9 protein-coding genes are annotated in these 23,508 nt (G+C 41.1%); 7 read left to right on the top strand and 2 right to left on the bottom strand.

The window, feature by feature from the left end; translation table 11 throughout:
• The first annotated feature begins 183 nt into the window (after positions 1 to 183).
• From ACK1I8_RS15600 to ACK1I8_RS15585, 4 genes are all read left to right on the top strand, one after another.
• Complete coding sequence (locus tag ACK1I8_RS15600) at positions 184 to 13,644, top strand: putative Ig domain-containing protein (protein WP_412466252.1); 13,461 nt, start codon at positions 184 to 186, stop codon at positions 13,642 to 13,644.
• Between the two features lie 37 nt (positions 13,645 to 13,681).
• On the top strand, positions 13,682 to 14,683 hold the full coding sequence (locus tag ACK1I8_RS15595) for a PorP/SprF family type IX secretion system membrane protein (RefSeq protein WP_412466251.1): 1,002 nt from the start codon (positions 13,682 to 13,684) through the stop codon (positions 14,681 to 14,683).
• Between the two features lie 72 nt (positions 14,684 to 14,755).
• Complete coding sequence (locus tag ACK1I8_RS15590) at positions 14,756 to 16,756, top strand: OmpA family protein (protein WP_412466250.1); 2,001 nt, start codon at positions 14,756 to 14,758, stop codon at positions 16,754 to 16,756.
• A 202-nt stretch (positions 16,757 to 16,958) separates the two neighbouring features.
• Entirely contained in the window at positions 16,959 to 19,757 is a 2,799-nt protein-coding gene (locus ACK1I8_RS15585; protein WP_412466249.1) for a thiopeptide-type bacteriocin biosynthesis protein, read from the top strand.
• Here ACK1I8_RS15585 and ACK1I8_RS15580 read toward each other — a convergent pair.
• Complete coding sequence (locus ACK1I8_RS15580) at positions 19,754 to 20,869, bottom strand: sensor histidine kinase (RefSeq protein ID WP_412466248.1); 1,116 nt, start codon at positions 20,867 to 20,869, stop codon at positions 19,754 to 19,756. The genes ACK1I8_RS15585 and ACK1I8_RS15580 overlap by 4 nt on opposite strands.
• A gap of 145 nt (positions 20,870 to 21,014) precedes the next feature.
• Here ACK1I8_RS15580 and ACK1I8_RS15575 point away from each other — a divergent pair, with 145 nt between their 5' ends.
• The gene (locus ACK1I8_RS15575) at positions 21,015 to 21,164 is read left to right on the top strand and encodes a hypothetical protein (RefSeq protein WP_412466247.1); all 150 of its coding nucleotides are present in this window, start codon (positions 21,015 to 21,017) and stop codon (positions 21,162 to 21,164) included.
• Between the two features lie 252 nt (positions 21,165 to 21,416).
• Here the strand turns inward: ACK1I8_RS15575 and ACK1I8_RS15570 are convergent, their stop codons facing one another.
• Positions 21,417 to 22,163, bottom strand: coding sequence for a LytR/AlgR family response regulator transcription factor (locus ACK1I8_RS15570; RefSeq protein WP_412466246.1), 747 nt, complete (start codon positions 22,161 to 22,163; stop codon positions 21,417 to 21,419).
• Positions 22,164 to 22,537: 374 nt separating this feature from the next.
• On the opposite strand from ACK1I8_RS15570, the gene ACK1I8_RS15565 reads away from it, so the two are divergent.
• The gene (locus ACK1I8_RS15565; RefSeq protein WP_412466245.1) at positions 22,538 to 22,912 is read left to right on the top strand and encodes a hypothetical protein; all 375 of its coding nucleotides are present in this window, start codon (positions 22,538 to 22,540) and stop codon (positions 22,910 to 22,912) included.
• Positions 22,913 to 22,933: 21 nt separating this feature from the next.
• Positions 22,934 to 23,416, top strand: coding sequence for a type I restriction enzyme HsdR N-terminal domain-containing protein (locus ACK1I8_RS15560; protein ID WP_293790171.1), 483 nt, complete (start codon positions 22,934 to 22,936; stop codon positions 23,414 to 23,416).
• Positions 23,417 to 23,508 lie beyond the last annotated feature (92 nt).

Genomic DNA, 23,508 nt, shown 5'->3' with positions numbered 1-23,508 from the left:
ATTCACCCAGAAAGCCTGGTATGAATAAAATGAATGAATGGGGCGGAATAAAAATGAATAGGAATGGATAAGATAGGTAGCTATTTCAAATTTAGATTTGTCATGATTATATAATGCGCCTGAAAGAACACTAACCATGCAGTAGCATTAGTACATAGTATGTCTACTAAAATAACGCCTGATATGATGAAAACCCTTACTTTATCATCCCGCAAATGGATCATCCGCAATTCCGGTATTGCAGTTATCATCCTATTAACGCTCTTCTACTCTAAATCGTATGCGCAAACTAAAATTTTTGCAAACACGGTATCTGCACAAAGCAGGGTGGATAATGCAACCAATGCAACTTTAGATAATAACAATTTTGCTACTGTTAATTCTTATGGTGGAATTGCTGTTGGAGTAGGGGCCTATAACGGAGAACTGGAATTAAAATATCCGGCTGCTGTTGCTGCAGGAATAACATCTTATATCAGGATAGATTTTGATGCAGATGTGCTGAACAGGTTGTTAGGTGGCAGTTTAGGTACTTTACTGGCTAATGTTGGCGGAACGGTGGTTCTTGGAAACCATTCATTCCAGGTAGGGGCCAGAAATGGTGCTTCCGCAGTTCCCCCAACCGGCGGTAACAGCGTCGACGGGTTTTCTTCAGATAATCTGCGGTTGGTAAAAGATGCAAATGGTTTCTTTTATATTGCGATAACGCCTACACAGGCTTATGACAGGGTATTTGTTAGAGATGTAACCAACGCACTGCTGGTTTCGGTGGCCAATAATACAAAGGTTTATTACGCTTTTTATACTTCAGGCACTGATCCTTGTGCACAGGCATTTGCTACAGGATTCGAAGGAACGGGAATTACACTTGATGCTTTACAGCTGGGCAGTTCTGGCGTAATCAACAGCGAAAGGGCAATTGATTCGGATCCAAATAATTTTTCTCAGCTGAGTTTAGGGGTACTTGGCGTGGGGTCATCCATTAGCCAGAATTTCTATTTTGCAACACCGTCAAATCCTGGCGATGATATTAATCTGAGGATCAGCGCTTCACCTGCATTGCTAACGGCAGGACTTTTACAGAATATTTCTATAACGGCCTATAATGGCGGTACACAGGTATACACGGGTTCGGCAGCAAGTTTATTAAACCTGGACTTGTTAGGCTTACTCAACAGCGGGCAGCCGGTATCGATACCTTTTTCTCCAGGTGCCAATGTAGTATACGATCGGGTGAAGGTTACACTGGGTTCAGTAGTTGCCCTAAACCTTACACAAACCATTAATTTATATGGTGTAATCCGCTCTGCCGGCCGGCCAACCCCGGCAAGTACGGCAATTGCTACCTGTTACAATAGCACGGTGCCATTAAATGCTACTACGCCGAATACTAACGAATTGAGATGGTATGAAGCGGTAGAAGGCGGCGCCGCATTACAAACAGTTGCTTTTAATGGTACTTTTACTACGCCGGCATTAACAGCTAACAAAACTTATTATGTGGCTGCAAGAAGGGTAGGGTGTACGGCCGAATCGGCAAGAATCCCCGTTGTAATTACCGTAAATCCACAAATTATTTTTAACGGCACGACATTAACAAATGCCACACCGGGTTTTGCCTATTCTAAACAATTGGATGTAGCTACAGGCGGAACCGCAGGGTATACCTATGCTTTGGCTGCAGGTAGTACATTACCGGCAGGTTTAAGTTTATCATCCGCAGGTGCTATTACCGGAACGCCAACGGTGGCCAATACCTACACTTTTTCTGTAGTTGCAACTGATGCTAAAGGCTGCAAAGCAACTGCAACTTATAATTTAACGGTTACAGCTGCATTGGTTCTTACGCCAGCTGCATTACCTGATGGTTTAACAGGAACTGTTTATCCGACCCAGACCATTCCTGCTGCAACCGGTGGAACAGGACCATACACTTATACTACAACAGGTGTTCCTCCGGGCTTAACTTTTAACCCAGCAACAAGGGAAATTACCGGAACTCCCACCCAGCCTGGAATCTATTCAGTACCAGTTACCGTTGTTGATGCAAACGGCAATACCCTAATTGCTAATTATACCATAAAAGTAACCAATCCTTTATTACTACCGGCAGCAACTTTAGCTGATGGTACTACCGGAACAGTTTATACTACCCAGATTATACCAAGCGCAACGGGGGGAACTACACCTTATACTTATACGGCAACAGGTCTTCCTCCAGGCTTAACTTTTAATCCATCAACCAGAGCCATTACCGGTACGCCAACAACAGTTGGTTCTTATACTATACCCGTTACGGTAACTGATGCTGATGGGAAAACGATAATTACCAATTATACCATTAACATTAACAATCCTTTATTACTGCCTGCTGCAACCTTGCCAGATGGAACCGAAGGAGCAGTTTATGCTACGCAAATTTTACCTGCTGCCACCGGTGGTGTTGGCCCTTATACGTATGTCGGTACCAATCTTCCTGCTGGATTATCGTTTAACGCAACCACAAGAGAAATTACCGGTACACCAACACAGGCGGGTAATTATGTAATTGCTGTTACCGTTACCGATAGCCAGGGTAAAACAGCAAATAACAATTATCCTGTTAAAGTAAATGGTACCTTAACTTTACCAACACAAACTTTACCTAACGGGGTTGTGGGTACGTCCTACTTACCACAAACTTTACCGGCTGTAACAGGTGGAACGTCTCCTTATACCTATGCAGCGACAAATCTTCCTCCGGGATTATCATTTAATCCAACTACAAGAGAAATTAGCGGAACACCAACACAGGGTGGTACCTATAATATTTCATTAACTGCTACAGATGCTAACAATAATAAGGCTACGACTAGTTACACTTTAACCGTAACCGTAAATGCGCCGGTTGTGGCCTCAGCTACAGTATGTACCGGAAGCGTGGCTACTTTAACAGTCAGTAATCTGCAGGCAGGTGTAACTTATAACTGGTATGCATCAACAGGAAGCACGCCATTGGTAACTGGCAATAATGGTACTTATGTAACACCGGCAGTAAATTCGGCTACTGTATTCTATGTAGAAGCTGTTTCCGGAACAGCAACCAGTTCTAGAACATCGGTTACAGTTTCCGTTAACCCACCGGCAACTTTAGCAACCGTAACTACAAATAACCAGGTTATCAATTCCGGACAAACTACCACGTTAACTGCTACTGCTGATGCCGGAAATACCATCGCCTGGTTTGATGCCCCATCAGCAGGTACACAGGTTGGAGCGGGAACTTCGTTCACCACGCCAGCCTTAACAGCAACAAAAACTTATTATATAGAAACCACAAGCAGTAACGGCTGTAAAAGTGCAAGTCGTGTTCCGGTTACAGTTACGGTGATTAACGGTGGTGGGGCAACTGCCTGTAATGCCGCAAATAGTCAAAATACGGGTATTAATGGAATCTGTTTATTATGTGCTGTAAGTGGCGCAGGCAATTCTACTGATGCCGATGCAAATAACTTCACCCGGATTTCGCTTGCTGTGGGGGTTACAGCAACCGGCTATCAACAATTGATTTTCCCATCTACAGGTGTAGCTACAGATAGTATCCGTTTAGACCTGGCTTTACCAACAGGTTTAGCTGATGCTGGCCTTTTAAATAATGTAACCCTTACGGTATTAAACGGGACCACAGTTGTAAAAACCGTTCAATTAAACAGTGCATTATTAAGTCTTCAACTTTTGTCAGGCAACCGTTTTGCAGCAACTGTTTTAGCAGGTGGCACTTACGATAGGGTTCAGGTAAGCTTTGGTGCACTAGCTTCTGCTTTAAACAGCCTCGACATTTATGGCGCGACAGTAGTTTATCCCAATCCGACATTTATAGCCGGTGCGCAGTCTATCTGTGCAGGAAGCACGGCCACATTGAGTGCAACTGCAAATGGCGGCACTACTTTAGCTTGGTTCGATGCGCCAACAGGTGGAAACCAGGTGGGGACAGGTGCAAACTTCACTACTCCTGTGTTAACTGCTACAACTACTTATTATGTTCAGGTCAGTAAAGGAAATTGTTCAAATGCCACAAGGGTACCGGTGGTTATTACCGTTAACCCGGCAATTGTATTTGCAGGTACTATTTTAACCAATGCAACAATTGCTTCGCCTTACACTAAGCAACTTCCGGTAGCTACCGGTGGAACACCAGGCTATACTTATGCCTTAGCAACCGGTAGTTCTTTGCCTGCGGGCTTAACTTTATCAACAAGTGGTCTGTTAAGCGGAACACCAACTGCAACAGGCAACCCAACATTCGATGTTATAGTAACCGATACAAAAGGTTGTAATACAACAGCAACATTTACTTTAACTGTAACACCAGCTTTGGCATTGGCTCCGGGAGCATTGCCTGATGGAATAACGGGTACAGCTTATACCACTAATGGAATTCCAGCTGCAACCGGTGGAACAGGTCCTTACACCTATTCCGCTACAGGTGTTCCTCCAGGATTGACTTTTAACCCTGCTACGAGAGAAATTACAGGTACGCCAACTCAGATCGGAACCTTCGTCATTCCGGTTACGGTAACTGATGCCAATGGCAATACGATTACTGCCAGCTACACACTCAAAGTGACCGACCCATTGGTTTTACCTGCGGCAACTTTAGCCAATGGAACTACCGGTACCATTTATCCTACTCAAACTATTCCGTCTGCAACTGGTGGAACAGGTCCTTATACTTATGCGGCAACCGGTCTTCCTCCGGGATTGACTTTTAACCCTGCTACAAGAGAAATTACGGGTACGCCTACACAGTCCGGAACTTTCACGGTACCGGTAACGGTGACCGATGCTGATGGAAAAACAGTGACCAATAATTATGCAATCGTAGTAGTTGATCCTCTATTGTTACCAGCAGCAACTTTGCCAGATGGGACAGAAGGAACAGTTTATGCTACGCAAACCTTACCAGCTGCAACGGGTGGTGTTGGGCCCTACACTTATGCAGGAAGCAATCTGCCGGCAGGATTAACTTTTGATCCGACAACCAGAGCAATTTCAGGAACGCCTACGCAAGCAGGAAATTATTCAATCGGTGTTACCGCTACAGATAGTGAAGGCAGAACAGCCAGTAATAATTATGCACTTAAAGTAATCGGTGTATTATCATTACCAGGAGCGACTTTACCAAACGGCGTTGTAGGGACTCCTTATCCAGCGCAAACTTTGCCAGCAGTAACAGGTGGAACAGCACCATATACTTATTTAGCCTCAAATCTTCCTCCTGGATTAAGCTTTAATACGGCAACAAGAGAAATTACAGGAACGCCAACTTTAGGTGGAAATTTTACCATTTCTTTAACTGCAACAGATGCGAACGGAAACAAAGCAACAACTGCTTACAGCTTAACCGTAACGGTTGATGCTCCTATAGTTGCTGCAGCAACAGTTTGTGCCGGAAGTTCAGCCACTTTGAGCGTTAGCAATTTACAGTCTGGTGTAACTTATAACTGGTATGCTTCTACCGGAAGTACACCATTGGTGACCAATAACGCAGGTGTGTTCGTAACTCCTGCAGTAAATGCTCAAACGGTATTTTACGTTGAGGCAGTATCCGGAACTGCGGTAAGTCCGAGAACTGCAGTTAATGTTTCGGTTAACCCACCGGCAACTGCGGCTACGGTAACCACTAACAACCAGGTAATTAATGCGGGGCAGTCTACCACATTATTGGCTACGGCCGATGCTGGAAATACCATTCAATGGTATGATGCTGCCACAGGAGGAACACAGGTAGGTGCCGGGACTTCATTTACAACGCCGGCCCTATCTGCCACCACTACATATTATGTAGAAACTACAAATACCAACGGTTGTAAAAGTGCGAACCGTGTACCGGTAACCGTTACAGTATTAAATAATGGCGGCGGTACTGCATGTAATGCAGCCAATGCGCAAAACTCTGGAATTAACGGAATCTGTTTACTCTGTGGTATAACTGGTGCGGGAAACTCTACCGATGCAGATCCTAACAACTTTACCAGGATATCGCTAGCGGCAGGAGTAGGTGGATCGGGATACCAGCAATTAATTTTCCCTACGATTGGAACAGCTACAGATAGTATTCGTTTAGATTTAGCATTGCCTACTGGTTTGGCAGACGTAGGTTTGTTAAACAACATAACTGTTACCGTATTAAATGGTACTACGGTCGTAAAAACGGCACAATTAAATGGTGGATTATTAAATCTCCGACTTTTATCGGGTAATCGTTTTGCCGCAACTGTACTGGCGGGCGGTACATACGATAGGGTACAGGTTAGTTTTGGTGCGTTAGCTACCGTTTTAACCAGCTTAGACGTTTATGGGGCAACTGTAATTTATCCTGGTCCAACAGTAACTGCAGGTAATCAAACTATTTGTGCAGGAAGCACGGCAACATTAACTGCAACGGCAAACGGCGGTACAGCATTGGCCTGGTACGATGCAGCAACAGGTGGTACACAATTGGCCACTGGCGAAACATTTACCACGCCAGCCTTATCAGCTACTACAACTTATTATATTCAGGTAAGCAAAGCCGGTTGCCCTAATACAACCCGGATTCCGGTAACGGTAACGGTAACACCAGCATTACCAACACCGGTATTGGCAGCCATTGCAAATGTTTGTGAGGGATCATCAGCAACTTTATCTGTTGCTAACCCAGATGCTGCGGTAACCTATAAATGGTATGATGCTGCGACAGGAGGAAACCTTGTTTTTACAGGCGAAGTATTTTCAACACCATCATTAACAGCAGCAACCACTTATTATGTAGAGGCTGCTCAGGGGAACTGCATAAGCGCTACACGTGCCGCCGCAGCTGTATCCGTAAATCCCCGTCCTGCTTTACCTGTTGTAACTGCAAGTTCATCAACAGTAAGCGCCGGACAAACTGCAATTTTAACAGCCAGTTCGGCAGATCCTGGCGATACTTTCAATTGGTATACTTCGAATACCTCAACTACGCCTGTTTATGTGGGAGCTACTTATGTTACACCACCATTGTTGGCTACTACAACTTATTATGTAGAATCTGTTTCTACGAATGGTTGTACATCAGCAAGCCGTGTTCAGATTACCATTACTGTTGATGGAAACGGATCTGCAAACCCTGTACCATGCGAGGCAGCAACAACACAAGTTGGTGGCGTTACAGGTATAGCCTTATTATCAGGTGTGTTTAATCCAACACTGGCTATTGATAATGATACACAAACTGCTTCTTCATTGGTTATGCCGGTGGGAGCACTTGGTGCCTCTGTTTATCAAAGAGTTGGCTTTGGTTCACTATCTAAAGTTGGAGATACGGTACGCGTTTTAGTATCATCACCAGGAAAACTATTGTCACTTTCGTTGTTAGGAAACGCTTCAATTACTTCTTATGTTGGCGCCAACAGTAATGGTGATTCGAGATTATTAAATGATAACTTGCTCAATGTTCAATTGTTAAGTGGTAATACCCAGGCCTTAGTCACCTTTGTTCCAACCAATGTTTTTGATGGGGTAGAAGTTAGGCTAAATTCAGGTGTATTAGGTGCCTTAACATCAATCAACTTAAATTACGCGCAGCGAATTTTGGTTGCGCCTACTGTAGCATCAGCTAATGTTACCGCTTGTGTTGGTCAAACTGCACAGCTTGAAGTAAGCAACCCATCGGCAAGTTTAACTTACAGATGGTACGATGCCACAGGTAGCTATTTAACCGGTAAAGATGGTATCATATTTACTACACCGGTGTTAACAGGCGATACTAAATTCTATGTTGCCGCAGTTTCTGCAACTGGGTGTGTGAGTTACAAAACAGTCGTTAATGTAACTACAAGTCCGGCACCGGTAGCACCAGATCTACTCTCAGCATCTGTTAATACTTGTCCGAATACATCAGTTACGCTCCAGGTTAAAAATCCAATTGCAGGTACAACCTATAACTGGTACGATACTGCCACCTCAACAACCGTCTTATTTACTGGCGACAATTTTACCACGCCATCAATTACGGCAGATAGAAGTTACTTTGTTGCGGCGGTAAACAGCTGCGGTAGCCCATCAACAAGAACTGAGGCCAAAATCATATTGGGAACGATCGATGTTCCGGTAATTACGCCGCCATCAATTACCATTAGTGAAGGTTCTGTTGCCGTATTGAAGGCAACTTCGAGTACAGCAGGCGCAACCATTAACTGGTACACTACTGCAAATGGTGTGGTTCCGGTATTTACCGGCGAAACTTATGTAACGCCACAATTAAGTGCAACCACAACTTATTATGTAGAAGCAACTATTCCGGGCGGCTGTACTGCAACCAGCAGGGCAACCGTAACGGTTACGGTAATTCCTAACGGTAACCCGGTAACTACTCCTTGCGGGGCGGCTACAGCAACAGTTACAACCGGTGTAACCGGTGTAGCCTTATCGGCAGGAGTTTTCAATCCAACTTTTGCGGTTGATAACGACATCAATACCGGATCTAGCCTAGTTATTCCGGTGGGCTTATTAGGTGCTTCTGTTTATCACCAGATTGGTTTTACAGGCTTATCAAATATTGGCGATACACTAAGAGTGAAAATTACCACTCCTGGCACATCACTTTCAGCAGGTGTGTTATCTAACCTAACCGTAACTACCTTCCAAGGCACTACCAGCAATAACGATGCGGTTTCTATAGCTAATCCGTTAATCAACATACAATTATTGTCAGGCGGAACGTCGGCCATATTAACTTTTGTACCAACCAGCAGATTTGACGGTGTGGAATTGAGGTTAAACTCAGGACTTCTTGGCGCATTAACCTCTGTTAACTTAGATTATGCCCAAAGGGTAATCACTACGCCAACCGTTACCACAAGCAGTGTAAGTGTTTGTCAAGGTTCTTCTGCAACCTTAAGTGTGCAAAACCCACAGGCAGGTGTAGTGTACAAATGGTATTTGGGTGCAACTTACCAGGCAGGTAAAGACGGAGCAACTTTCACAACAGACCCTGCTTTAGCTGCCGGAACCTATACTTATTCAGTAACGGCTACGGCAAATGGTTGTGAGACTCCTGCAGCCAAAGTAACTGTAACCATTTTAACACCACCAGTACCACCGGTTCTTTCAACCAATAACCCTGCTACAACTTGTATTGGCTCACCTGCTACTTTAAGCGTTCAGTCCGTTGCGGGTGTAACTTATAACTGGTACGATGCTGCGGTAGCCGGAAATATGCTGGTAACCAACAACAGTAGTTTTACTACTTCTACGTCGCTTGCAGCAGGAACATATGATTATTATGTTGAAGCGGTAAGTGGAACAGGTTGTTCAAACTCAACGCGTACAAAAGTTTCCATTACGGTTAATCCATTGGCATTACCTACCGATGTAACCGTGACCGGAACTACATCAATATGCGCTTCTGGTACAGCAGTGCTTACAGCAGCCAGTACCACCGTAACCAGTCCGGTATTTACCTGGTACACGGATGCGGCCTTAACGCAGGTCGCTTTTGTAGGCGCAGTATTTACTACACCAGCCATAACAGCAACAACCAAATACTATGTTACAGTAAGTGGAACAAATAAATGTGCTAATACAGCAGGTAATGCAAAAGAGGTTACGATAACGGTAAATCCTGTAGCTACCCCGGCAGATATTAACCTGGCTGGAACAAGTACCGTTTGTGGTGGTGCTTCAGTTACCATAAATGCAACAAGTACCACGGTAACCAATCCGGTATTTACCTGGTATAGTGATGCTGCTTTGACGACGGTAGCATTTACCGGAGCGAGTTTTGTTACGCCAACGCTTAGTGCAACAACCACTTATTATGTAACGGTTAAAGGTGATAACAAATGTGAAAACACAGCAGCAACTGCAAAATCTATTACGATAACCGTTAATCCTGCTGCTACAGATGCTGACATTACCGCAAGCGGAAATACCTCAATCTGTAAAGGATCAACTGCGGCATTATCAGCCTCAACAACTACAGTAATTAATCCGGTGTTTACCTGGTACAGTGATGCTGCTTTAACGGCAGTAGCTTACGTAGGTCCAAACTTTACCACACCGGTATTAAATGCAAGCACTACCTATTATATAACTGTTAAGGGTGATAACAAATGTGAAAATTCACCAGCCAACGCTAAGGTAATTACCGTAACCGTTAAGGATTTTGCCACCGCTGCAGACATTGCAGTGAGTAATGCCCAGATCTGTTCAGGTTCTACTGTAATGTTAATGGCTTCGAGTACTACGGTAACGCAACCAGTATTTACCTGGTACAGTGATGCTTCGTTAACCAGCGTGGTATTTACTGGTCCAACCTTCACTGTAACCGGCTTAACCGCTACTACAACTTATTACGTAAGTGTTAAAGGGACCAATAAATGTGAAAATGCTGCAGCAGACGCCAAAGCGGTAACCGTTACCGTTAATCCATTGGCTAGCACTACGGATATTATACTGAACGGAAGCACAACAGCTTGCGCAGGTTCGTCGGCAGTATTAAGTGCAACTTCGGCAACTGTAACCAATCCGGTATTTACCTGGTATAGTGATGCTGCCTTAACCAATGTAAGTTTCATTGGTGCAACATTTACTACACCGCCATTAAATACTACCACTACCTATTATGTAACCGTAAAAGGTGACAATAAATGTGAGAATGCACCTGGTACTGCAAGGGTAATCACCATTACTGTTAGTCCGGTGGCTACCGCTGCTGATATTACGGCTTCTGATGCAACCATCTGTTCAGGATCTGGTACTACCCTGGTAGCAAGCACAACAACCGTAACCAATCCAATATTTACCTGGTATAACGACGCAGCTTTAACTTCGGTAGCTTATGTGGGTGCCTCTTTTGTAACACCAACATTAACTGCAAACACTAAATATTATGTTACGGTTAAAGGCGATAACAAATGTGAAAATTCAGGTATTACGGCTAAAGTAGTTATAGTTAATGTGAACCAGGCTGCAACAGTTGCTGATATTTCTTTGTCTACACCAGGTTCGGTATGTGGATCGGGTACAGCAGTAATCAACGCCAGTTCAACAACCGTAACCAACCCGGTATTTACCTGGTACAACGATGCTTCGTTAACGAGTGTGGCCTTTACCGGACCAATATTTACCACACCGGTATTAACCACTACCACCACTTATTATGTTACTGTTAAAGGAACCGATAAATGTGAAAACAATGCCGCAAACGCAGCAGTTGTTACCATTAAGGTTAGCCCAATAGCAACTGCAACAGACATTGTGGTAAATGGCTCAACTAACATTTGCGGAGGATCTGTAGCGGTATTAACTGCTAGCAGCGCAACCGTAACCAATCCGGTATTTACCTGGTACACCAACGCAACCTTAACTGACGTAGCTTATGTTGGTGCGGTATTTACTACATCAACATTGACCGCTAGTACCACTTATTATGTGACGGTTAAAGGCGATAATAAGTGCGAAAACAGCGCAGTAACAGCTAAATCTGTAAATGTTGTCGTTAACCCGGTAGCTTCGGCAACGGATGTTACCGCGAGCGATGCAACCATCTGCGCAGGCTCATCAGCAAGTCTGACAGCCAGCACAACAACGGTAACCAATCCGGTATTTACCTGGTACAGCGATGCGGCTTTAACAACACCTGTATTTACCGGAGCCACTTTCAATACGCCAGCATTAACGGCAACTACTAAATATTACCTAACTGTAAAAGGTGATAACAGATGTGAAAGTTCTGTTGCAAATGCAAAAGTGGTTACGGTTATGGTAAATGCGGGTGCAACAGCTGCTGACATTACGCTATCAACACCGACAGTGGTATGTGGATCAGGAACAGCAGTAATTAACGCCGGTTCAACTACCGTAACCAATCCGGTATTTACCTGGTACAACGATGCTTCGTTAACCAGTGTGGCCTTTACCGGACCAATATTTACCACACCGGTATTAACCGCTACCACCACTTATTATGTAACCGTTAAAGGAACAAATAAATGTGAAAACACAGCTGCCAATGCCGTAGCGGTAACCATTAAAGTTAATCAGGTTGCCACTGCAACAGATATTACCCTAAACGGTTCTACATCAGTTTGTGCCAATACAGTAGCAACATTAACTGCTACAAGCACAACAGTTACTAATCCGGTATTTACCTGGTATAGCGACGCTACCTTAAATACAGTGGTATTTACCGGGGCGGTATTTACTACACCGGTATTAACAGCAAATGCAACCTATTATGTTACAGTTAAAGGTGATAACAAATGTGAAAATACCGCTGCAACAGCAAGGGTAGTTGCGATAAATGTAAATGCGTTGCCAAACAATCCGGTAGTATCAGCGCCAAACGGAGGTATATGTGCAGGTGACGGAGCCACACTTACTGTAACCAATGCTCAGGCAGGTGTTACTTACGAGTGGTACAACGCAGCGGTTGGTGGTAATTTGCTGTTCACTGGTACAACATTCGCTGCAACAGCTTTATCAGCAACCACAGATTACTATGTTTTGGCCATTGGAACAGGAGGTTGTAACAACAATGGTGGCCGCGTTAAAGTAACGGTCCCGGTCAACACAAAACCAACAATACCAACGGTAGCTTCAACATCAGTTAGCGTTTGTACAGGAAGTTCAGCAATATTAACGGTTGCGAATCCTCAGGCAGGTGTTACATACAATTGGTATACCGCATCAGCAGGGGGAACGCCAGTTGGAACAGGTATAAACTTTACAACGCCGGTGGTTAACGCAAATACTACTTACTATGTTGAAGGTGCAAACGGAACTTGTGTATCATCATCCAGAACACCTGTGAATGTAATTGCATTACCAGTACCAGTTGCTCCGGCATCGGTAACAACAGCAAATGGAACACTTTGCGCAGGTAACTCAACCATATTAACTGTAAATAATCCTGTAGCCGGATTAGTATACAGATGGTATGCTGCAAGCTCAGGCGGAACAATGTTGGCAGAAGGCATCACCTTTACCACGCCGAACTTAAATGCGACCGCAATCTATTATGTAGAAGCGATTGCGGCAGGTGGCTGTGCAAGTGCAACAAGAACAGCTGTTACGGTAACTGTACTGCCGGTATTAGAAAAACCTGCAGTAGTTGTACAAACTACTACATCAAACAGTGTAACCTTTGCATGGGCTGCGGTGGCAGGCGCTACGGCATACGAGGTTTCTTTGAACAATGGTTTAACCTGGGTTAACCCAACAAGCGGGTCAACCGGAACAACTTACCTGGTTACAGGCCTGAAACCAGATCAAAGTGTAAGCATCCTGGTGAGAGCTAAAGGTCAGACCGAATGCCAGACCAGTTTAAATGGTTCAGCAACCGGTAAAGCAGCTAATCCTTTTGGAGATCAGGTTTATATACCAAATGCATTTACACCAAATAATGACGGTAAAAACGATGTATTCTTAATCTACGGTAATACCATATCAAGTGCAAAAATGAGCATTTACACACAATGGGGTCAGTTAATATTCCAGTCAGATAACGTTGCAAACGGATGGGATGGAACTTTCAAAGGGGTAAATCAACCGAATGGCGTTTATGTGTACATGTTTGATATCACCTTTACTAATGGAACAACATCCATGAGAAAAGGTACAGTAACGCTGATCAGATAAGAAGAGGATTAATAATAAACAGATAAAATCAAAGACCATGAAAATACTATCGGCTTTAAAAATATATGTTGCAGTGCTGGTATCGCTACTGTTTACAGCTAAGTCCTTTGCACAAACTGATCCCCATTTTTCACAATATTATGCAAATCCCTTATACCTCAACCCGGCCTTAACCGGGGTAATAGATGGTGATTACCGTGCAACTGTAAATTTTAAACAACAATGGAGCGCATTAAATAGCTCTTTTTTAACCGGTGGCGCATCATTTGATATGGCTCCGAAAAAGAACTTCGCATTTGGCGCAACTGTTTTAAACCAAAGGGCCGGAGAATTGGATTTTAACTACTTATCTGCTTTGGTATCAGGTTCGTACCGTTTAAGGTTTGGTGCCGAGGGTTTACAGATGGTGAGCTTTGGCTTACAGGCCGGTATCATTAACCGTAGTTTCGATTTCTCTCAGGCCAGGTTTGGTAATCAGTTTAATCCAATTTCGGGTTATGATGGTGGCATGATGAGCGGCGAAACACTTTCATCTCAATCATCTTTGGTTCCTGATGTAAACGCAGGTATTATGTTCTTTGATGGTGATCCGAACAAGAATGTGAATGTTTTCTTGGGTGCCAGTGCAGCGCATTTAACCAGGCCTATGGATCGTTTCTCCGGTACAAATTCACGCATTCCTGTTCGTTTTACTGCGCATGGCGGTGCACGGATCAGGGCTTCAGAATTATTGGATATCGTACCCAATGCCATGTTCATGTATCAGGGTAATACAGACGAAGTTTTGCTAGGCGCTTATGCCCAGCTTAACGTTAATCCATCAGCTAATATTCTGTTTGGGGGCAACTATCGTAATAAAGATGCTGCAATTGCTTTTGTCGGTTTACAGTTAAAGAATATGGTTTTCGGATTAAGCTATGATGTAAATACTTCTTCTTTTAATCGTGCATCAAACAGTAACGGTGGGTTGGAGCTTTCCATATCACTGATCGGCCGTAACGGTATCATTGGTCCGAACTTCTTTTGCCCACGTTTATAATTAATCAAATGAAGCCATGATGATTTTCAGATCATGATGGCTTCATCACCATTTGAAAAAAGGTTTAAAAAGATGAAAAAAATATTACTCTTTTTGTTAGTGGCATTTGGCAGTTTTGCAAACGCACAGTATGTGGTAAACTATAAAAAGGTTGCAGATACTTATTTCGAAAATAAGGATTACTATGCTGCATCAACTTTTTATAAAAAGGCCTTAAAAATTACCGGCGATAGTACACAGGCTATTTTACCATACGGTAAAGAAAGAAAATCAGCCGGTGATGATAAAGCGATAGAAGATTATGAAGGATCGATTTATAACCTCGCAGAATCTAGCAGGCTTTACCGGGAATTTTATGAGGCTGAAAAATATTATGCTATAGCCATAACCTTTACCAATACACGTTTCAGAAAGGCCTTATTTTATTATGCTGAAAGTTTAAGGGCAAATAAAAAGTTTAACCAGGCAATTGATGCTTTTCAACAATTCATTCAGAAAAACCCTGGCGATGTTTTAGCTAAAGATGCCAAAAAGGAAATTGAGTCGTGTAAATTTGCGCTCGAAGAAATGCGTTTTCCTCGTATGGTGCAGGTTAAAAAAGTACCAGCTGATGTAAATGGTTTAGGATCTAATTATGCGCCTGTCAGCATCAATAACGAGTTCTATTTCACATCATCCCGCCCGGTTGCTGTAGGGAGTAAAAGAGATATGGTTAAAACAGCTGCCGGAGAGATTCAGGTATCAACTAAATCAAACCCGTTTATCAATAATATTTATAGTGCTAAAAGCGATTTAAACTCAGCTGATGTTGCCATAAGAAAAGTTGATTTCAATTTTCCTAGAAACATGGAAATTGCCGCGGCTACTTTTACGCCCGACGGAAATACGATGTACTTTACTGCTTGGAAGGATAAAGAAAAATATGCTATTTACTCTTCCAAAAAAACGGGAGATAAATGGACAGATCCACAACCTGTAGGCTTACAGGTGAACAGCAAAGACTTTAATTCGTCGCAACCTTTTGTTACCAGCGATGGTAAGTTCCTGCTTTTCTCATCCGATAGAAGTGGTGGCTATGGCAAATTCGATCTTTGGTATTGTGCTTTACGGGAAGATGGTTCGTTAGGTCAGGCTGTAAATTTTGGCCCTTCCATTAATACCGAAGATGATGAGCGCGCACCTTATTATAATTCCCTAACTAAAAAGCTATTGTTCAGTACCGACGGGCGTATCGGTTTCGGTGGTCTTGATTTTTTTGAGTCAGAAGGCGATCTTGTAAATTGGTCTAGCCCTAAAAATATGGGATATCCCTTCAATTCATCAAAGGATGATCTTTATTTTACCGCAACTGATGATAAAGGAACAACAGGTTACATCAGTTCTGATCGCGAATCATCTTGCTGTTTAGAAGTATTTGAAATTAAAAAAGAATACTTTTCTATCACAGGTGTTTTAACAGATTGTAAAACTAAATTGCCTTTGGCAGGTGCCTATGTAACTTTAACCAATGCAGAGGGATCGCAGAAAATAACTACAGGAAGCGATGGTATTTACAGGTTTACGGTTGATTCGAAAAGACCAGTTAAATTGCTTTTTACAAAGGATGATTATTTCTCCATTACAAAAAACCATCCTTACGAAGAACTTGCAAAAGCAGATACCCTGATTGATAAAGATTATTGCTTAAGCCCTTTTAAATTGGGTATACCAATAACTTTGGAAAATGTTTATTATGAATTTAACAGTGCTGAACTTACCGAAGCTTCTGAAAAAGTGTTAGACTTTCTCATCCCAATTATGGAAGATAATCCTGAAATGGAAATCGAACTTGGTTCTCATACCGATAATATCGGAAAGGATGAATATAACCTGGATTTATCAAATAGAAGGGCAAAATCCTGTACAGATTATTTGGAAAGTAAAGGAATTGCTGCGGCTAGAATGACTTCTAAAGGATACGGAGAATCAATGCCGATTGCACCGAATGAAATTATCGTAAGGCGCAAGAAAAAGGATAATCCTGAAGGAAGAGCAAAAAACAGGAGAACAGAATTTAAAGTAACCAAAAAATAAGATATATGATCATCCCGATGAGCCATCTTCCCAAAAAGAAGATGGCTTTTTTTTGGGTATTAAGGGGGAAACTTTTTTGTATTCATTTATTCCTGCAGATGTTGTATGTTGAGATTAATCATAAACTGATAAGCAACAATTGTGAACTGAAAACTGATAATTGAATTAATCTTTGTAATTTTCGCCTTATCACTTAAACGCAATGAAGATCAATATCCAGCCAACCGTAATTTTCAGAACACCTAAATTTTCTTATCAATCCGAACTGGCAGATTGTTGGGAGGAATTAAAGGAGGCTATTTCCATATCTTCTGCAGCTTTTTATGAAACGATAAAAGAAGTAAAGGCAAACGAAGTCCAAAATCTTCCGCCAAAGATCTATTATACCATTTGGAAATATTTCAATCGTGCGAAATTCCGGTCGACTCCTTATGGTACTTTCGCTGGTTTTACCTTGCTAAATGATGCCATTAAACCGGCCGAAAGCGGCATAGTGATTGAAGAGGCGCAAAAAGTACGCGAACTGATTGATTGGCCTTACAAGAATAATATTCCATTGCCATTGGCAGATCTGTTGCTAAAGAACTGTTTGCTGTTTAGCAACAGCAGCTATTACTTAACGCCCAATAGTATCCGGTATATAGCTTGTGCAGATGGTGTTTTCGAACTGGCTGAATTAGATCAAAACGACTTTGTACAACAAATATTAGCTGCCTGCTTAAAGCCGGTCCGGGTTAACGATCTGGTAAAACAATTAAACTTAGATGCTACAGAAAGCCAGAATCTTTTTGCTTTGCTGCAGGATATGCACGATTTGCAGCTTGTTTTTACCAACTACGATCCTAACATTATAGGAGATGATTATTTTGAACGTTTAGGCTTAAGCACTACGGCCGATTTGCCAAAATATCTTATTGCGCAACGTAAAGCCGTGTCTGGATGTATAAATGAACGTTTGCTTCAGGCTGTTCCAGGTTTGATCAATATGCTCCAAAACATCATGCCTGTAAAAGGTCGTGATGCCCTTGGTCAGTTTCAGGTTAGGTTTAGGAAGAAATTCGAAGATCAGGAAGTACCATTATTATTGGCACTGGATCCTGAGATTGGCGTAGGCTACGACGAGTTGGAGCAATCCGGTCAACACAGCGACTTTATCACACGATTTATTAATAAGCCGTCTCAAAAAGCCGAAATAGAAAATATTAAAACCGCATTAAAAAGCCATCTTACCGAACCGCAATTTGAAAAAGGCAAAGCTATTTATCTGAACAAACTCGCCTTGGCGCAGAATCAGAAAAGGGCATCCTTACCCAATTCATTTAGTATGGTCATGTCAGTTCACGACGACCTGGTTTTTGTAGAGCAGATTGGAGGCGTAACCTCCAATGCGTTAAGCGGAAGATTTACCATGGCCGATGATGGTGTAACCAATTATGCAAAGGCCATTGCCACCGCAGAACAAGAGGCAAATCCCGACGTTTTGTTTTTTGATGTGGCCTATATGGTAGAAGCTAACGTAGATAATGTAAACCGGCGGAAATTAATCTACGGGCATCAATTGTCAATTTTAAATTTCGATACCTCAGCGGCGCCACTTGCATTAAATGATATACAGATTTCGGTTAAGGGTACCGAAATTGTCCTTCGCTCCAGGCAGTTAAATAAACGGTTGGTGCCAAGAATGGCCTCTGCCTATAATTACATCCGTTCAGATCTTTCTGTATTTAGGCTGTTGTGCGATCTGCAGCATCAGGGCTTGCAAACCAATCTTTCCTTTCCGCTCGATGCCATTATCCCTGATCTCGATTATTATCCAAGGTTGCAATATCAAAATATAGTTTTAAGCAGCAACAAATGGAAAATTAAAAAAGAAGCGCTGTTAACAGCTGATCAAGGATTGATATCCATCACAGCATGCAGATCATACCTGAATAATTTAGGTGTTAGCGAGTATTTCAAGGCCGGTATGTCCGATCAGACTTTATGTTTTGCCCTGCAAAACGATGATGATATTAATGCTTTTCTGCAATATGCGCAAAAACATGGCGATACATATGTTGAAGAAATGGTAATGCCCCGAAATAACATCGTAGTTGATGAAGCGGCTAAGCCCTATTTAGCGCAATTTGTTTTAAGCATAGGCCATAGCGAACAAATTTATCGTGGCTTGGCTCAATCGCCTGAAAATAATGGTATTACGCGTTATTTTCTGCCAGGTAAAGAATGGCTATATTTCGAAATTTATTGCCACCAGCAACGGAGTGATCAGATTTTGACAGCCGTAATAACGCCTTTCCTGAACAATTATACAGATCAGGTAAAATCATGGTTTTTTATCCGATACAATGAAAATGGAAACCACATCAGGTTTAGGGTACAGCTCAACAATCCAAAGGATGGACAGCTGTTAGTATCAAAATTGATGGATGATCTGGAACTATTCTTAAATTCAGGTTTGGTATCCGATGTACAGATCAAAACCTACAAGCGTGAATTGGAACGTTATGGCAGTAATATGATCGAAGAGGTAGAACAGCACTTTTCTATAGATAGTGAATTTGTATTATCACTTTTGGAAACACAAACCGATGATTTTAATAAATATAGATGGTGCAGCATTTTATTTTCCAGGATTGCCGAATCTAACATTTTGGATAAGTTAGCCATTAATAAGATCGTGAGATTGATGTCTGATAACTTTAATGAGGAGCATAGGTTAGATGCAACCGATTTTAAGCAACTAAATATACATTATCAGGAATTTCGGAAAACAGAATGGACAGTTTTAACTGCAGAGCAAGAGCAGAAGTTTAGCCTGTTCTCTGGTTCGTTCATCAAAACTCTTGAACAATGTGCTCCAGAAAATGCATTAAAGCTATTGACTGATTTAATGCATATGCACGTAAACCGGCTTTTTAGTAAAGATCAGCGAACACATGAAATGGTGATGTACTATTTTCTGCTAAAAGATATCCAGCGCCAGAATGCGACTAAAATTTAACGGTTTAGCCTGGCCAATGGATTAACTACTGTTACCTCTATTTCAGTAATATAGCGGTTAAGCGGATCTTGATAATAATTGAATATATAATCATCACCGTAAAAGCTATTCAGGCGTTTACAAATATTGTCAATCCCTACATGGTGGCTTTCTGTTTGTTTACCTTTATTGTCGTTAACCATATTGATGGTGCTGATGTTCAGCTTGTCGTTTTCGTAAGCAATCTTAATAATCGCTGGCTGGGTAGAGTGCGAAACATTTCCATGCTTAAATATATTTTCAACCAGCGTTAGCAAAATGAGCGGTGGAAATTTTAATCCGAACAGATCGCCTGTTACTTTAAGGTCCAGATTAATGGTATTAGCTGTACGAAGTTTATGCAGGTTGATCAGGTGTTCAATCTGCTCAATTTCTTCACTTAGTGACACCATTTCTGATGCTTCAGGGCGCTTTAATGCATAACGCATCATCTCTGCCAGGTTCATGATTGCATCAGCAGCCATCGGCGCCTTTTTGCGGGCATCATTATAGATAAAGTTTAAGGTATTAAATAGAAAGTGCGGATTGATCTGACTGCGCAGATAGTTATTTTGCGACTGAACAAGATCATTTTCTAAAGCCTGTTTCTCTATTTGGGTAACCAAATTCTGCCGCTCCAGTGCTTCCACTTTTTTCTGATCCTGAAATGATTTAACTACGTATATGTAGCCGGTAGAGTAACCGATATATAATATGGATCGATAGATGCACGGTAATATGAACTCCCTGTTTAAGGACCTGGATGGATTTGCTTCAATTAACCTAAGTTGCTCGAACAGGATGATCAGGAGAAATGTAGAAACTACGTATGCAAAAATCATTAAGATAATAAGTGCGGTGATCTTTAAGATTTTTATGGGGATAGATCCGCTTTTGATTATTTTTTTAAGAAAAAAACCATATACATAAAACGTAAGAATATTAACTATATAAACCAGCAGGTACGCTCCTGGTTCTCTAAATCTGTTGGTGGCCAAACCAAGAATAAATACCTCATAAATGATATAAAGACTCCATACCAACAGGTGAAACTTATACTTTTCGTAGAATTTTTTTAAATGCAAAAAGCTCATTTTTTTCTTTTTAATCTATTAAAATGGGGTTTTTATCTCCCAAAAGCAGGGGTTTGTGTAAAAAATTGGCCGTGTCTAACTTTGAGGTGCATCTTTACAGAACTTAATCACAACGATAATAACAAAAAATTAAATACTATATATTATGAAAGCTCAACACACAAATCCTTCTGCGAAACTTGCTAAAAAAACTGTTTTCGTCTATAAAAATGTTAAAGCTCAAAACAACTTTACTACTAACCCAACAGGAGATCAAAGTCACACGGTAATGACAAGTTTTATTGTAGCACTTTAATCTTATCCTCACTTTTTTAACGAAATATTATCATATTTAAGCATTATTAACATGAAAGCTCAACATACAAACCCATCTGCAAAACTTGCTAAAAAAACTGTTTTTGTTTATAAAAACATTAAAGCCCAAAACAATTTCTCCACTAACCCAACAGGAGATCAGAGTCATACGGTAATGACAAGTCTAATTTTTGGATTGTAATTTCCGAACACGATTACTTCGTATAACGAGAAGTCGGGGCGATGCTGTCAACTAGTGATTCCGGTTCGATTTTAATAAACTGCTCTGTACATAGGCAAAGAAAGCTTCTTTATAACCTTCTCCAATTTGTATCATCTCGTTATTGACGAGGCGGATTATATTTCCATCTACTTTTTTGATTGCTGCCTTGGCAACAATATTTGATTTATTGACACGGATAAATGCGTGGTTTTCCAAAGCCTTTTCAATTTCCTTAAGTGTCAGGTATGTTGTATGGATCTCAGATTTCGTAATAATCTGTATATAATTTTGCAGGGCCTTGATGTAAAGTATTTCATCGATAGCAATGTTGGAAAAAGCATATTTGTGGTCGCCTTTGATATAAAGTGCAGCAACCTGTTCAGCTTCTTTTGCTGTAGCCTTGCTATTATTGGTTGATTCCTTTTTTAAAATCCTATCAATACCCAATGCAAATTTTGCAAAAGAAATAGGTTTTAATAAGTACTGATCTGACTGTACGTCAAATGCTTGCAGGGCATAATCAGGATGCGCAGTTGTAAAAATCAAATACTTTGCTTTTTCCCTGATGTTTTTAGCCAGTTCTAATCCATTTATTCCTGGCATATCAATGTCCATAAACAATAAATCAATCTCGTCTTCGATACTTATTTCGGTAAGTGCCTGGACAGGGCTGGTAAAAGTTTTAAAAACGCTTAAACCAGGCATTTCTGCAATGTGGTCAGTCAATACTTCAATCGCATGTTGCTCGTCGTCTATAACAACGCATTTTAGATTCATGAGTAAAATTTGTTGGTTTACATGATTTGTATGCAAGTTAAATAAAAATGAGTTGAATTAACAATTGCACCTCAAAAAAACTTATCTACTGGTTTTGCCTATAACAAACCCAGGTTTCGTGTAATATTCTGGGTGGTTCATGTAAAAAAATTATATGCACCCCTTCTTTTTATAATCTTTATACTGTTTGCCAAAAACAAATAATTAGTAGTTGAAAATTACTAATTGTAAAACATCTGCCTGCCCAATCTTGTGTAGCCTGTAGATAATAATATTAAAAACAGGCCATACAACACTGGGTTAGATAGCGAGAACTTAAAAAAGAAATACCGAAAAGCAAAAGAAATATTCCCCTACATCCACCAGTTATCCACATGAAAAACAACGAATACGAATATTTACTTAACAAAATCTACTACAAGGGCATTCTGGAAAATCAAGGAATCAACTCAGATATTTATCAGAGAATGCAAAATGAATATAGCAATCTTAACGGACAGCAGCCTGTTGAGGGGCAATTAGATGGTGAATATGCATTTAGGAAATCTTTTTTGGTTGTACGTAATTATGTTCAACAGGCTATAAAAGATGGCATGAAAAGTTTTCAGTTTACCATGGAGGCAAATGATATCAATAAATTAACCTATATGGTTGATATGTTGAACAGGAACTTTTTTGACAAACAGAGCTTAGATCAGATTATAGCAACTGCAAATTCGGTATTTAACCAATATCATTTAAAAAATTAACTACCTATAATAGATAACAATATGGAATTGAAAGACGAAATCGGGCAATTTGCCGTAAGAATTAAAAAAATGCTTCCACAAGTTCAATCTGAAGATTTAACAAGGAATGCGTTGGTTATGCCTTTTATCCAAATCTTAGGATTTGATCCTTCTGAGGTTCAATCTGACGCTGTTTTAGACTTCGGGGTTAAAAAAAGTAAAAAAGTCGATTACACTATCATGAAAGATGGCGAGCCGACAATTCTTGTTGAATGTAAACATCACAATGATAATCTGGATATCCACGATTCGCGCTTATCTAAATATTTTCGCAAAACAAAAGCTAAATATGGTTTATTAACCAATGGTTTGGTATATCGTTTTTATACAGAGAAGATGGTGAGATCAAAGAAAAATCAAGAGCCGTTGTTCGAATTTAAAATAACTGATACCAAAGCGGCAATTATTGCAAAAATGATCGAAGATCATAAGGATTATTTCAATGTAGATCAAAAAGCCAACTAAAGCTTTTAAAGTTAATATAAGCGTTACCGAAAACGCTGTAAAAGTCTTGCTTGTCAGGACTTTTTTTTTACCCTTATGTAAAAGAAAAAAGG

The organism is Pedobacter sp. KLB.chiD, assembly GCF_047040275.1.
Classification (GTDB): Bacteria; Bacteroidota; Bacteroidia; order Sphingobacteriales; family Sphingobacteriaceae; genus Pedobacter.
The sequence above is the reverse complement of the archived record's forward strand: the minus strand, read 5'-3'. Positions and strand labels throughout refer to the sequence as shown.

Coding starts and splice junctions, on each gene's coding strand:
- ACK1I8_RS15600 (WP_412466252.1), top strand. CDS start 184: ATGATGAAAACCCTTACTTTATCATCCCGCAAATGGATCATCCGCAAT.
- ACK1I8_RS15575 (WP_412466247.1), top strand. CDS start 21,015: ATGAAAGCTCAACACACAAATCCTTCTGCGAAACTTGCTAAAAAAACT.
- ACK1I8_RS15560 (WP_293790171.1), top strand. CDS start 22,934: ATGGAATTGAAAGACGAAATCGGGCAATTTGCCGTAAGAATTAAAAAA.
- ACK1I8_RS15590 (WP_412466250.1), top strand. CDS start 14,756: ATGAAAAAAATATTACTCTTTTTGTTAGTGGCATTTGGCAGTTTTGCA.
- ACK1I8_RS15580 (WP_412466248.1), bottom strand. CDS start 20,869: ATGAGCTTTTTGCATTTAAAAAAATTCTACGAAAAGTATAAGTTTCAC.
- ACK1I8_RS15570 (WP_412466246.1), bottom strand. CDS start 22,163: ATGAATCTAAAATGCGTTGTTATAGACGACGAGCAACATGCGATTGAA.
- ACK1I8_RS15565 (WP_412466245.1), top strand. CDS start 22,538: ATGAAAAACAACGAATACGAATATTTACTTAACAAAATCTACTACAAG.
- ACK1I8_RS15595 (WP_412466251.1), top strand. CDS start 13,682: ATGAAAATACTATCGGCTTTAAAAATATATGTTGCAGTGCTGGTATCG.
- ACK1I8_RS15585 (WP_412466249.1), top strand. CDS start 16,959: ATGAAGATCAATATCCAGCCAACCGTAATTTTCAGAACACCTAAATTT.